6 protein-coding genes are annotated in these 13,854 nt (G+C 71.6%); 5 read left to right on the forward strand and 1 reads right to left on the reverse strand.

What is annotated here, in order from left to right:
• Positions 1-23: 23 nt before the first annotated feature.
• Positions 24-1,121: a type III polyketide synthase gene (locus I003_RS0118635; RefSeq protein ID WP_199784322.1), complete on the reverse strand. Its 1,098-nt coding sequence runs from the start codon at positions 1,119-1,121 to the stop codon at positions 24-26.
• A gap of 898 nt (positions 1,122-2,019) precedes the next feature.
• On the opposite strand from I003_RS0118635, the gene I003_RS0118640 reads away from it, so the two are divergent.
• From I003_RS0118640 to I003_RS0118660, 5 genes are all read left to right on the forward strand, one after another.
• On the forward strand, positions 2,020-2,925 hold the full coding sequence (locus I003_RS0118640; RefSeq protein ID WP_027772887.1) for a sigma-70 family RNA polymerase sigma factor: 906 nt from the start codon (positions 2,020-2,022) through the stop codon (positions 2,923-2,925).
• 355 nt (positions 2,926-3,280) lie between these two features.
• Positions 3,281-4,831 (forward strand): class I adenylate-forming enzyme family protein, encoded by a 1,551-nt coding sequence (locus tag I003_RS0118645; protein WP_027772888.1) that lies wholly within the window; start codon positions 3,281-3,283, stop codon positions 4,829-4,831.
• 119 nt (positions 4,832-4,950) lie between these two features.
• Positions 4,951-10,443 carry an ATP-binding protein gene (locus I003_RS0118650; protein ID WP_027772889.1) on the forward strand — a complete coding sequence of 1,831 codons (5,493 nt, stop codon included), beginning with the start codon at positions 4,951-4,953 and terminating at the stop codon, positions 10,441-10,443.
• A gap of 313 nt (positions 10,444-10,756) precedes the next feature.
• Positions 10,757-11,329 (forward strand): isopentenyl-diphosphate Delta-isomerase, encoded by a 573-nt coding sequence (idi, locus tag I003_RS0118655; protein WP_037721140.1) that lies wholly within the window; start codon positions 10,757-10,759, stop codon positions 11,327-11,329.
• A gap of 187 nt (positions 11,330-11,516) precedes the next feature.
• Positions 11,517-12,176, forward strand: a complete 660-nt coding sequence (locus I003_RS0118660) for an undecaprenyl diphosphate synthase family protein (RefSeq protein ID WP_486584286.1) — start codon at positions 11,517-11,519, stop codon at positions 12,174-12,176.
• Positions 12,177-13,854: the final 1,678 nt, after the last annotated feature.

Consider the following 13,854-nt stretch of genomic DNA (forward strand, 5'->3'; position numbering starts at 1 on the left):
CGTGGTGGGTGACGGGCACGGGCTCAGGCGACGGCGGCGGCGACGGGGGTACCGGCCGACTTCTCGCGCGACTCCTCGGCGACCCACCTGCCCACCGACATCTCGGCGGTGATGCCGGGGCCGAAGCCGGCGATCATCCCGCCGGCGCCGGGCAGGAGGGAGTCCTCCTCGAAGAGCCGGCGCAGCGCCTCCAGCACGACGGCGCTGGCGATGTTCCCGTAGTCGGTCAGGGTCGACCAACTGTGCCGGAACATGTACCGGTCGGTCTTCAGGTAGGTGCTCAGGTCGTCCAGGATCCGCGGCCCGCCGGCGTGGATGATGTAGAAGTCCAGGTTCTCGACGTCCCAGCCGTGTGTCGTGGCCAGTTGGCGCAGCACCGGGGCGAGCGGCTCCATGGTGCCGGGGACCCGGCGGTCGAGCTGGAAGTGGAAGCCGGTGGAGCGGACGGCGTAGGAGATCCACTCCTCGGTGTCCGGGATGAGGTACGAGGCGTTGCGCTCCAGCGTCACGCCGGTGCCCCCGCGGCCGCGTACGACGGCGGCGGCGACGGCGTCTCCGAACAGGCCGTCGGAGAGCAGGGAGCCGATGTCGTCGTCCTCCGGCTGGTAGCACAGGGAGCACAGCTCGCAGGAGACGATGAGGACGTTGCGGTCCGGGTAGGCGCGGCAGAAGTCGTGGGCGCGGTTGACGGCGGCGCCGCCCGCGGCGCAGCCGAGCTGCGCGATGGGTATCTGCCGGGTGTCGGAGCGGAACCCCATCGTGTTGATCAGCCATGCGGTCAGGGACGGCATGAGGAACCCGGTGCAGGACACGTAGATGATCGCGTCGATGTCCCGGGCGGTCATGTCCGCGTTCGCCAGGGCCTCTTCGATGACCGGCGGCGTCATCCTCTTCGACTCGGCCTCGTAGATGCGGTTGCGCTCCCGGAGACCGGGGTGGCGGAGGGTCTTCTCGATGGGCTGGACGATGTGCCTCTTCCGTACGCCCGTATTCTCGATGAGGCGGAGGGCCAACGGCAACTGCGGCTTTCCGGAGTGCACCTTCTTGGCGAATTCCAGGGTCTCTTCCATGGTGATGACGTATTCCGGTACGCTCACCGCCGGCTTGCAAAGAGTCGACATGCCTGGCATCCACCCTCGGTAGGTAGAGGTTTCCCCGAAGTTTCCCGTCGCGCCCCCTCGGGGTTACAGCAAATCCGCCCAGCGACACCGGCGCTCTCGGCCGATGCGCAAGCGGTATCTTTGCTCCCTTCGCTTGGGTTCGGCTTGGTGTCGACTTGGCAACCTGTTTACAAAGCCCGCCGATCATGCGGACCTGCAGGTCACACCCGCAACAGGCACCTGTAGGACAGGGGCCCGAGGCACGGCCCTGCCACCTACCGCGGGCACCGGCGCGCCTCGTCTTCGCGGTGTCCGGCGCGGCCCGGCCGTGGCGCCGCGGCGGGCCGGCGAGAACACCCCGGCGCCGAAGCGCGCGCTATGCCGGCGGTGCGCCCGGCACGTTCGGAATTCCGCCGCGGCCGTCCCGGTCCCGGAACTCCCGCTGGGGGCCGGAAAACGTGACGCGAGCGCCGGCACGCCGCGTGGCGCGGGAGGGCATCACCGTCGCGCCGCCCGTCTTCGCTGTCGACCACGCGGGCACCGCCCGCCTCCGGGCCGCGCTTTCCCCCCGGGACGCTCCGCCCCCGGGACCCTGCCGCCGGGCGGGGGTACCCCCGGATGCCGGTCCTCGCCGCCGGCGACGGGTGGGGCGTCCACCGGTGACGAGGACGCGCATCCCGCGGGCCCGGCCGCGTACGGACGGCGCACGTCTGCCGGCCCGAGCGGAGGCGCAGGTCACCGCCGTTGCCGTACGGAGTAGGCTCGTTGCCGGCTGTTGTCACTTTTCAGCTGCGACGAGCACAGGCGGGAGGCGGCGACGTGTCACGGCACCGGTCCAGGCGGTGGTTACCGGCTCGTCACCTCGGCGAGATCCCGCCGGTTACCGACATGGCACGCGCCGGTGGGAGGACTTGACCAGATGAGTGATCACGACTGGCTTGCCGAGCGGTTCGAGAGTGATCGCCCCCGTTTGCGTGCGCTCTCGTACCGGATGCTCGGCTCGGTCGCCGAAGCCGAGGACGCCGTCCAGGAAGCCTGGATCCGGCTGAGCCGCTCGCGTACCGACGAAGTGGAGAACCTCAGCGGCTGGCTGACGACGATCGTCGCCCGGGTGTCGCTGAACATGCTGCAGTCCCGCAAGTCACGCCCCGAAGACCTGGTGGACACGACCGAGACCGCCGAGCCGGACGGCGATGCCGCGGCGACCGACCCCGAGGAGGAGGCGGTCCTCGCCGACTCCGTCGGCGTCGCGCTCCTGGTGGTCCTCGACACCCTCACGCCCGCCGAGCGACTGGCGTTCGTGCTCCACGACATGTTCGCCGTCCCCTTCGACCAGATAGCGGCGATCGTCGACCGCTCCCCCGCCGCGGCCCGCCAGTTGGCCAGCCGCGCCCGCCGCCGCGTGCAGCAGGGCGCACCGCTCGCCAGGACAAGGGCCATCGGCGTCTACGACGAGAACGGCCTCACCCTGAAGAAGGGCCGCTCCGATCTGGCCAACGCGTTCCTCGCCGCGTCCCGCCAGGGGAACTTCGAGGCGCTGCTGGCGATGCTCGACCCGGACATCGTCCTGCGCTCCGACGCGACCGCCGTGCAACTGGGCCTCGAAGCCGAACTGCACGGCGCCGACGCCGTCACCCGCCTCTTCGCCGGCCACGCCTGGGCTCCGCTGCCCGCGGTCGTCGACAAGGCGCCCGCACTGGTGTGGGTGAAGGACGGCGAGCCGTATCTCTCGTTCCGCTTCACCGTCGGAGACGGAGACGGCCGCATCACCGAGATCGGCGTCCAGGCGGAGCTGACGGATCTCGACATCGAACTCGCCCTGTAGCGGCCAAGTCCGTACGGGCCGGTTCCCCGGCCCGTACGGACGCGGCGGGATGCGCCTTCCGCCGCCGTCCTTCCGGAAATCCCGGGCCGCCGAAACGCGCACCGCCGAAGCCCCGCGGCTGTGCCGGCCACATGATCGCCGCCCTAGCCGCGCGGGCCGGTAAGCCCCAGGTCACACACTTTCCGAACCGGGCGCGCGCGCCGGTGGAATTGCACGCGCCGCATCGCCAAGTGAGCGCCAAGTCGTTGGTGTGTGGTGGCCAAGCGGGGTGCCGGATGCTGGTGGGGCGTGCGCTCAGGAAAGCACGCCGTGCGGCTCTGTCGGGAACAACGACGCTGGTGGGGAAGGTGGTCCGGTGAACCGTAATGCGTTGCACAAACGCGGTCTGTACCTCGGCGCGCTCGCCCAGCGCGCCGCCGCGAAGCACGGTTCCATGCTGCTGACACTGGATCACGACCTCGACGTGCTCCCCGAAGCCGGCCGCCGCATCACGGTCGGGGAACTGGCCCACCACGTCGCCGAGCTGGCCACCCGGCTCGCGTCGGCGGGCGTACGGGCCGGGGACCATGTGGTCGTCTACAAGCGCCCCAATGCCGACTCCTGGATCCTGGGTACCGCGGTGGCGCGCCTGGGCGCGATCCCCGTGATGCTGTCCCCCGCGCTCGACGCCCCGACCGTGGCGGCGCTGCTGGACCGGCTGGGGCGTCCGCACCTGCTGGCGGACGCGGCGAAGCTGGAGTTGCTGGCCGGCGAGGACCTCGACGGGCTCACCGCCTCGGTGATCACCGTGGCGGCGCTCGCGGAGCGGGTGGACGCCCCGGCGGCGCGGCCGGTGTTCACCGGGCTCGACGAGCCGGCGATGATCACGCACACCTCGGGCACGACGGGGCTGCCGAAGCTGGTGGTGCACACCGCGCGCACGATGCGGATCCGGTTACGGCCGCAGTTGTTCATGCTCGGCCTGATGCCGCACCGGGAGACCGCGGCGATCAGCATCCCCTTCGTCCACTCGCGGCTGTTCGCGGCGATGGCGCTCGTGCTGATGAAGGGCATGCCGACGATCCTGGTCAACGACCAGGACCCCGAGGCCGTCGCCGCGTTCTTCCTCAAGAACCGGCCCGGTCTGATCGAGGCCCTGCCCAACTCCTTCCTGGCGTGGGAGGGGCTGGTCGACGACCCGCGCCGGCCGTTCGAGTCGGTGAAGTACTTCTCCTCCACCTTCGACGCCATCCACCCCCGCACCGTCCGCCGCCTGCTGGACGCCTCCCGTCGCCGGCACCCCCAGTTCTTCCAGATCTACGGCCAGTCCGAGGTCGGCCCCGCCGTCGGCAGGCCGTACTACCGCCGCCATGCGCGCAAGATGGACGGACGCTGCGTCGGCTTCGCCCTGCCCGGCAGCGCCAGGGTCCGCGTGACGTCCGAGAACGGCCGCCGGGTCTCGCGGAGCAACCCCGGCGCCATCGAGGTCCGCTGGGACGGCATCGCCACGGCGTACCACGGCGAACAGGACCGCTACGACGAGAACGTCCACGACGGCTGGTGGCGCACCGGCGACATCGGCTACCGCACGCGGCTGGGCTGCCTGCACATGCTCGACCGCGAGATCGACGCCATCCCCGGCGCCGGCTTCAGCCTGGAGATCGAGGACACCGTGCTCGACCGCCTGGACGAGCTCGTCGAACTGGTGGTCGTCCAGGGCCCGGACGACCGGCCCGTCCCGATCGTCTGCACCCGCGACGACACCCCCGTCGACCCGGACCGGTGGCGGCACGCCACCCGCGACTACCCCCGACTCGCCGCACCCGTCCACCTGCCCCTCGCCCGGCTGCCCCGTACCGCGACGCTCAAGACCCGCCGGGTCGAACTCAGCCGCCTCCTCCGCGACAAGCTCCAAGAACAGTCCTGAACCACCCCGTGGCCACGGTGCCGGATCCGGTACCGACCCGACACCCAGCGGACACGCCGGGCGGAACAGCCGCCCGGCGCCCCCGCCGACCGGCATGCGAAATCTGGGAGGACTGACCGGTGTTCAGCCGTGTTGCGATCATCAACCGCGGAGAGGCCGCCATGCGGCTCATCCAGGCCGTCGGTGAACTCAATGAAACGGGCGCACCACGGATCGAGACCGTGGCGTTCTACACCGACGCCGACGCCACCGCGACGTTCGTACGCGCGGCAGACCTCGCCTACGACCTGGGCCGGGCCGCGGACCGCCCCTACCTCGACCTCGCCGTGCTGGAGCGCGCCCTTGTCGAGACCGGCGCGGACGCCGCCTGGGTGGGCTGGGGCTTCGTCGCGGAGGATCCGGCCTTCGCCGAACTGTGCGCGAAGCTGGGCGTGACGTTCATCGGCCCCGAGCCGGAGGCGATGCACAAGCTGGGCGACAAGATCAGCGCCAAGCTCCTCGCCGAGAAGGTCGGCGTCCCCGTCGCGCCGTGGAGCCACGGGCCGGTCGCGGACCTGGACACCGCGCTGCGCCAGGCCGAACGGATCGGCTACCCGCTGATGCTCAAGGCGACCGCGGGCGGCGGCGGCCGTGGCGTACGGGCCGTGCACCGGCCGGAGGAGCTGGCCGAGGCCTTCCAGCGCACCAGCCAGGAGGCGGAACGCGCCTTCGGCAACGGCGCGCTGTTCCTGGAGCGGCTGCTCGTCCACGCCCGGCACGTCGAGGTGCAGGTGATCGCCGACGGCCAGGGCGGCGTGTGGGCGCTGGGCGTACGGGACTGCTCCGTCCAGCGGCGGAACCAGAAGGTCATCGAGGAGTCGGCCTCGCCGGTGCTGTCGGCCGGTCACGTGGAGCGGCTGAAGGAGTCGGCGGAGCGGCTCGCGCTCGCGGTGGGCTACCGCGGTGCGGCCACCGTGGAGTTCCTCTACCAGCCCAAGGACGAGATGTTCGCCTTCCTGGAGGTCAACACCCGGCTGCAGGTGGAGCATCCGGTCACCGAGGCCACCACCGGCATGGACCTCGTCAAGGCGCAGCTCCATGTGGCCGCCGGCGGCCGGCTGACCGGCACCCGGCCCGCCGAGCTCGGGCACGCCGTCGAGGCCCGCCTCAACGCCGAGGACCCGGACCGCGACTTCGCGCCCGCCCCGGGCCGTATCGCCCTGCTCGACCTGCCCGCGGGACCGGGCATCCGCGTCGACACCGGCGTCAGCCAGGGTGACTCCATCCCCGCCGACTTCGACTCGATGATCGCCAAGGTCATCGCCTACGGACGCGACCGCGCGGAGGCGCTGTCGCGGCTGCGGCACGCGATGCGCGAGACCACCGTGCTGATCGAGGGCGGCACCACCAACAAGAGCTTCATCCTCGACCTCCTCGACGAGCCCGACGTGGTCGACGCCCGCGCCGACACCGGCTGGATCGACCGGGTGCGGGCCGGTGGCGGGCTGGCGTCGCCGCGGCACTCCGGGGTCGCGCTCGCCGCCGCGGCGATCGAGGCCTACGAGGACGGGAAGCGGGCCGAGTTGCAGCGGCTGCTCGGCACCGCCCGGGGCGGCCGCCCGCAGGTGCACCACGAGGGCAGCCGCCCGGTCGACCTCACCCTGCGCGGCGCGGGCTACCGGCTCACCGTCGCCGAGACCGGCCCCGGCCGCTACCGCGTGGGATTCCGCTCCGGCACCGACGACGGCACTGTGCGGGCCGTCGACGTCGTGCTGGAGCGGTTCGACGAGCACACCGGCCAGATCCGGCTCAACGGCCACCGCTTCCGCCTGGTCACCGGCGCGCACGGCCCGGTCCACCTGGTCGAGGTCGACGGCGTGACGCACCGGATCAGCCGCGACGAGGGCGGCGTGGTCCGCTCCCCCGCCCCCGCGCTGGTGGTCGCGACGCCTCTCGGCAGCGGGGACGAGGTCGAGGAAGGCGCCCCGGTGCTGGTCCTGGAGAGCATGAAGATGGAGACGGTGCTGCGCGCGCCGTTCCGGGCGGTGCTCAAGGAGTCGCTCGTCTCCGTCGGCAGCCAGGTCGAGACCGGGGCACCGCTGCTGCGCCTGGAGCCGCTGGACGACGTCGACGCCGCGCCCGTGACCGCCGGTGCCGACCTGGACCTGCCCGCCGAGCCCGCCGAGCCGACCGCGCAGGACCGTGCCGCGCGCGGCCTCGCGGACCTGCGCAGCCGGATGCTGGGCTTCGACGCCGACCCGGCCGCGGCCGGCGACCCCCTCGCCGGCTACCTCGCGCTGCGCGCCGGGCTGCCGGAGCGTCCGCTGGCCGCGGAGGCCGGGTTGCTGGAGGTCTTCGCCGACATCTGCGAGCTGAGCCGCAACAAGCCGGAGCACGAAGAGGCCGCGGCCGAGACCTGGGTGCGCAGCCCGCGCGAGTTCTTCCACACCTACCTGCAGAGCCTCGACGCCGAACGGGCCGGGCTCTCGGAGACGTTCCAGGGCCGGCTGAGCCGGGTGCTGGGCCACTACGGCGTCGACGGGCTGGACCGTACGCCCGCGCTGGAGGAGGCGGTCTTCCGGATCTTCCTCGCCCGGCAGGCCGCCACCGCCGACGTCGCGGTGATCACCACGCTGCTGCAGCAGTGGCTCACCGAGTTGCCGCCGCCCGCCGGGACGCGCCAGGTCGTGAGCCAGGCGCTGGAGCATCTGATCCGGGCGACCCAGTTGCGCTTCCCGCTGATCGGCGGCCTCGCGCGGAGCCTGGCGTTCCGCTGGTTCGCGCAGCCGTCGCTGCGCCGCAGCCGCGCCAAGGTCTACGAGCAGGTGCGCCAGCACCTGCGCTACCTCGACGCGCACCCGGACGCGGCCGACCGCGACGAGCGGATCGCCGACATGGTCGCCAGCCCGGAGTCGCTCATCCAACTGCTGAGCGAGCGCGTCGACCGCCCCGGTGCCGAGCCGGACCCGCTGCTGGAAGTCCTCATCCGCCGCGCCTACCGCGACCACCGGCTGACCGGCGTGCGCTGCGAGACCGTCGCGGGACGGCCCTTCGTCACCGGCCGCTACGAACTCGACGGAGTCACGCACCGGCTGCTGGTGACCGTCGCCGACTTCGGCGACCTGGCCGGGGCCGCCGCGACGGTGGCGGAGGTGGCCGCCGCGGAACCGGACTCGACCGCGGTCGTCGCCGAGTTCTACCTCACCTGGACCGGCCTGCCCCCGGAGACCGACCAGATGGCCACCGAACTGCGCACGACGCTGGCCCGCTCGCTGCCCACCGGCCTGCACCGGATCACCACGACGGTCGCCGGACGCGACGGCGCGGCGCCGCAGCACTTCACGTTCCTGCCGTCCGAGGACGGTCCGGCCGAGGACATGCTGATGCGCGGCATGCACCCGCTCATCGGCCAGCGTCTGCTGCTGCGGCGGCTGCGCAACTTCGACCTCACCCGGCTGCCGTCCGTGAACGACGACGTCTACCTGCTGCGCTGCGTGGCGCCGAGCAACCCGGCGGACGAGCGGCTGGTCGCGATGGCCCAGGTCCGTGATCTGACGCCGCTGCGGGACGACGAGGGCCGCATCCTCGCGCTGCCCGAGGTCGAGGCGGCGCTCGGCGCCTGCCTGGACGCGATCCGCAAGGAGCAGCTCTGGCATCCGGCGAGCCGGCGCCAGGACACCAACCGGATCTTCATCAACGTCCGCCCGCCCAGCGACCTCACCCTCGCGGAGCTGAACACGGTGGCCCGGCGCATCCTGCCGACGACCCGGGGACTGGGCGTGGAGGAGGTGCTGTTCCTCGGCTGCCGGCCCGACGGGAACGGCGAGCTGGTCCCCGCCGCGGTGCACGTGTCGTACGACAGGGCCGAGGGTGTTCGCCTCAGCGTCACCGACCCGCCCACCGATCTGCTCCAGCCGCTCGACGACTACGCCCAGAAGGTGCTGCGGGTGCGGCGCCGCGGCACGGTCTACCCGTACGAGCTGTTCGACATGATCGCCGGCGCCGGCGGCACGTTCACCGAGTACGACCTCGACGACTCCGGTGCACTGGTCCCCGTGCGGCGGCCGAAGGGCCAGAACAAGGCCGGCATCGTGGCCGGCGTGGCCACCACGCCGACGGAGCGCTTTCCGGAGGGCGTCACCCGCGTGGTGCTCCTCGGCGACCCGGTGAAGGCGCTGGGCGCGCTCTCCGAGGCGGAGTGCACCCGGGTGGTCGCGGCGCTGGACCTGGCGGAGAAGCTGCGGGTGCCGCTCGAGTGGTACGCGCTGTCCGCGGGGGCCCGGATCGCGATGGACTCGGGCACCGAGAACATGGACTGGATCGCGCGGGCACTGCGCCGCATCGTGCACTTCACCCAGGACGGCGGCGAGATCAACGTCGTCGTCGCCGGCGTCAACGTCGGCGCGCAGCCCTACTGGAACGCCGAAGCCACGATGCTGATGCACACCCGCGGCGTCCTCGTGATGACCCCCGACTCGGCGATGGTGCTGACCGGCAAGCGGTCGCTGGACTTCTCCGGCGGCGTCTCCGCGGAGGACAACTTCGGCATCGGCGGCTACGACCGGGTGATGGGCCCCAACGGGCAGGCGCAGTACTGGGCGCCGGACCTGAAGGCGGCCCGGGACGTGCTGCTGTCGTACTACGACCACAGCTACGTGCTGCCGGGCGAGACCGGTCCCCGCAAGGCGGGGACCACCGACCCGGTCGACCGGGACGTCACCGACTTCCCGCACGTGGCCGAGGGCATCGACTTCACCACGGTCGGGGAGATCTTCTCCGCCAGGACCAACCCGGACCGCAAGAAGCCGTTCGACATCCGCACGGTGATGCGCGCGCTCGCCGACCAGGACCACGCGGTGCTGGAGCGCTGGGCCGACATGGCCGACGCGGAGACCGCGGTGGTGCAGGACGTGCACCTCGGCGGGCGGCCGGTGTGCCTGGTGGGCATCGAGTCGCGGTCGGTCCAGCGGCGCGGCTTCCCGCCCACCGACGGCCCGGACGCCTACACGGCGGGCACGCTGTTCCCGCGGTCGTCGAAGAAGGTCGCGCGGGCGGTGAACGCGGCGAGCGGGAACCGGCCGCTGGTGGTGCTGGCGAACCTGTCCGGGTTCGACGGCTCCCCGGAGTCGATGCGCGAGCTGCAGCTCGAGTACGGGGCCGAGATCGGACGGGCGATCGTCAACTTCCGCGGCCCGATCGTGTTCTGCGTGATCTCGCGCTACCACGGCGGCGCGTTCGTGGTCTTCTCGAAGGCCCTGAACCCCGGCATGACGGTGCTGGCGGTGGACGGGTCGTACGCCTCGGTCCTCGGCGGCGCGCCGGCCGCGGCGGTGGTCTTCGCCGCCGACGTCGACTCCCGGACCGCCGCCGACGCGCGGGTGGCGGAGCTGGAGGCCCGTATCTCCGCCGCCTCGGGCAGCGAGCGGGCGCAGCTCGCCGACCGGCTGGAAAGCACGTGGGCGACGGTGCGCGCGGAGAAACTGGGCGAGGTCGCCGCGGAGTTCGACGGCGTGCACTCCATCCAGCGGGCGCAGCGCGTCGGTTCGGTGGACGCGATCATCCGGCCGGAGGAGCTGCGGCCGCAGATCATCGCGGCCGTGGAGCGAGGGCTCGCGGGAGAGGCGGCACGGTGAACCTGTCCAGGAGCACCGCCGACCCGGCAGCCGGTTTATGGTCCGCGAACGTCACGCACCCGAGGCCGCGGCCCTGACGAGGGGCCTTCGTACGTCGCGCCGGGCCGGCCGGAGACCGGCCCGGCCGCCCTGCCCGCGCCGTACGGCACCCCGCTCTCCTCCGCGGCCGTCCGCACGGATGCCGCGGCTTCCGCCCGGCACGGCGGCGGAGCACGCCGCCGCGCTGCCGCGTGGCGCCGGGACGACCCTCCGGCGCCGGGATCCGCGGTGCCACCGGATTTTTTTTGTTCATCTCACAAGGTAGGAGACCGTCATGGCTAGTCGGGAATCGCAGTTGGTGGAGCTCGTCGACGCGGGCGGCACCGCCCTCGGCTCCCTCATGGTCGCCGAGGCGCACACCGCGCCCGGCCGGCTGCACCGGGCGTACTCGGTGATGCTGCTGGACGAGCAGGGCCGCGTCATGCTGCAGCAGCGGGCCGCCGTGAAGACGCGGTTCGCGCTGCGCTGGGCCAACGCCTGCTGCGGCCACCCCGGGCCCGGGAAGGACCTGTACAACGAAGCCGCGGAGCGGCTGGTCGAGGAGATCGGGCTGCGCGGGGTGGCGCTGCAGGAGGCCGGCGTGTACCTCTACCGGGCGGAGGACCCGCAGACCGGCCGGATCGAGCACGAGTACGACCATGTCGTGGTCGGTCTGGTACCGGTGGACGTGCCGCTGGACCCGGACCCGGCCGAGGTGGCGGACGTCCGCTGGGTGTCGCCGGAGGAGTTGCGTGCGGACCTGGCGGCCCACCCGGACAACTACGCGCCCTGGCTTGCGGGCGTGCTCGCGGTGGCCACCAACGCCGCCGACCGCGTCCCGCAGGCCGCCGGTCTCGCCCACCGCTAGGCAGGGCCCAGGCCCCGCGCCCGGGGACCGGCGACCGTGCCGGCCCCGGGCGGCGGCGCCCGCGGATGACCACTCTGCGTCACCGTCCGGCTCCACCCGGGACCACGCGGAGCGGGGGATCACTGGCCGTATGGCGATCAACAGTGCGCAGGAATCCCGGAATTGCCCGGTCACAGAACCAAAGGAGATGACTGTGACCAACCTGATGTTAGTGCCGGACGGAATGCGCCGCTGGTCCGTGGTGAGGGGTGTCCCTCTCGATGACGGCCACAAGGCGATGGCGGACAAGCTCGTCGAGTTCACGGACTGGGCGAAGGACGACGGGATCACCACCCTGTACGTCGCGACCTCCTCGGCCGCGGACCTCGGACGCCCCGGGGCCGGCGTGATGTCGCTTCTGGCCGCGTTCGACGACGCGGCGCGGCGCACCCGCCACACGTGTGCGTTCGATTTCTCCGGAGCGCTCGACCTGGTGCCCAAGGAGTACCTCACCAGGCTGGAGGAGCTGCGGGACGAGTCGGCGAAGGAGCCGGGCTTCACGCTGCACTACGTCCTGGGCATGTCCCCCGCCGAGGAGATCATCCAGCTCTTCCACCGCCTCAACGGCAAGGTCCCGGAGCTGACCGGGAAAATCCTGGCCGAGAACGCCTACGTCCCGCAGCAGGTCGACTACTTCCTCCGCACCGGCGGTGCGGTCCGCATGTCGTCCTTCTTCCCGCTGATGTCCCCGCACGCCGAACTGCACTTCTCGCCCGTCCTCTTCCCCGATCTCCAGCGGGCCGACTTCGACACCGCGCTCAAGGACCTCCGGCAGCGGGAGCGGTTCTACGGGGACCGTCCGGCGTAGACCGCCACCACCGTTCGACGAAGCGACCGGTCCGGGAGCACGACGGACCGGCAGGGCAGCCCGCGTACCGCCGCGGTCTGCCCTTCGTCCGTTCCGTGCGGGGCCGGCGCGGCCGGCCCGCACCGGGCCCCCCGCCGTCCTCCATGCCCACAGGAAGCCGCTGGAGGCCACGTGACGGGGAAGCCGCGGCTGCGGCCGCGCAGTCCGTGACGGCGCCGCAGCACCGCTGTGAGCCCCCGGGCCGCGTGCGCACGAGGCCGCCGCCCTGGCGGGGCCCCGCCGCCGTTCAGGGGCGCCGGCGCGCATCCGGCATATGACTTGGCCACCGCAAACCCGGCGAGCGGGCGCTCACCCGGCGATCACGGTCCGGGAGCGCTCCCACCCCGCCGTCCACGGACATCGCGCCGGTCAGGACCCCTCCGGAAAAATTTTCATGATCGTCTGTCACATTTCGAGGCCGCCAACTGTCATGTATGTGAGGCCTCTTGCTTCCTTCGACCCAGGAAGGGACAAAATAGACGAACCACACCCTCTCGCGGCACGGCCCCCGACCCGCCTCCGGTACGCGGCCCCTCCCCTGTTCGGCCCGCGCCGGTGGCCTGTCGGCCACGGCCCACCTCACGGTCTCCCCCGAGCCGCGACTCCCCACACCTTTCGGACCGATTCCACTTTCACTCTCATTGCAAATAATCTTCGGCCCCGCCATGCCGGTGCGGAAGATTGAATTCGCCGCATCCTGAAAGAGGATAACGGCAGGAGAACGTCCGGCGAAGCGCGCCGCACCGGGCCGCTCCGCGACTTCGGTGACCCCGCGGAGAGCATCATGGTGATTATCCACGATAATCATCCGGACCGGAGCGGGAAAGGTGAGGGTCCGCATCCGGACAGCCCGATGATCAGTCTCCGAGCGATATCCGTTCGATTACCGCGGGCCAGTTTGAAATTTCATCGGCGCCTTTGCCGGACTTACCGCCCCCCGCTCCCGCCCGGGACGCCGTCACGCTCTGCTACACGCACGGCGGAGCCCGGGGCGGTGCTGACACCGCGTCTACGCCCGGGACCCCGGGCAGACCGGAAACGGAATTGAGAACTCCGGAATCCGCCGTCCTCCACAGCCCTGCCCACCTGGGGATCCGCCCTGGCCACAGGGGCCGGCGGGACCCCCTGGCCGATCTTGCAAAAACGTCCCGGCAATACCTCCTCTAGCAAGTTCCTGCTATCTCGTGAAGGATGGCAGGACCTTGCCCCTCCCTCCCGTCGGGGTAATCGATCAGACCTTCGACGTGCGGGAACAGGCGGGTGCGGGATCAAGGGGGCACCCCCACCACCGGAACGGTGTTGACAACCCCCCATTGCGATGTTGAGATCGAATAGCCGTGGAGAAATACGTCGAAGCCCCCAGATCGATCGTTGCTCTCGGTGTCCGGCAGCCGGAGATCCATTGCGTTGTGTATCGGCCGCGTAAACCGGGGCCCGCATTGCCGGGCCTTGACGGGATTAGCGTTCACGGCTACGCTGACCCACGGCCAGTCTCGGGGGACTGGACAACAAACACGGGGGCAGTAGAAATGCTACTGATCGACGCGGGTCCGGAACCCGGCCACTGGCCACGCGGCCAGACCGAGAACCACTGGCCGTCGAATCCGGCAAAAGTCGAATGTGACGAAACTCCAGTTGA

Source organism: Streptomyces sp. CNQ329 (assembly GCF_000482585.1).

What these genes read in the sequence shown, in the direction of transcription:
- I003_RS0118635 (WP_199784322.1), bottom strand. Translation starts at nt 1,121, where the DNA reads ATGTCGACTCTTTGCAAGCCGGCGGTGAGCGTACCGGAATACGTCATC.
- I003_RS0118640 (WP_027772887.1), top strand. Translation starts at nt 2,020, where the DNA reads ATGAGTGATCACGACTGGCTTGCCGAGCGGTTCGAGAGTGATCGCCCC.
- idi (WP_037721140.1), top strand. Translation starts at nt 10,757, where the DNA reads ATGGCTAGTCGGGAATCGCAGTTGGTGGAGCTCGTCGACGCGGGCGGC.
- I003_RS0118660 (WP_486584286.1), top strand. Translation starts at nt 11,517, where the DNA reads ATGACTGTGACCAACCTGATGTTAGTGCCGGACGGAATGCGCCGCTGG.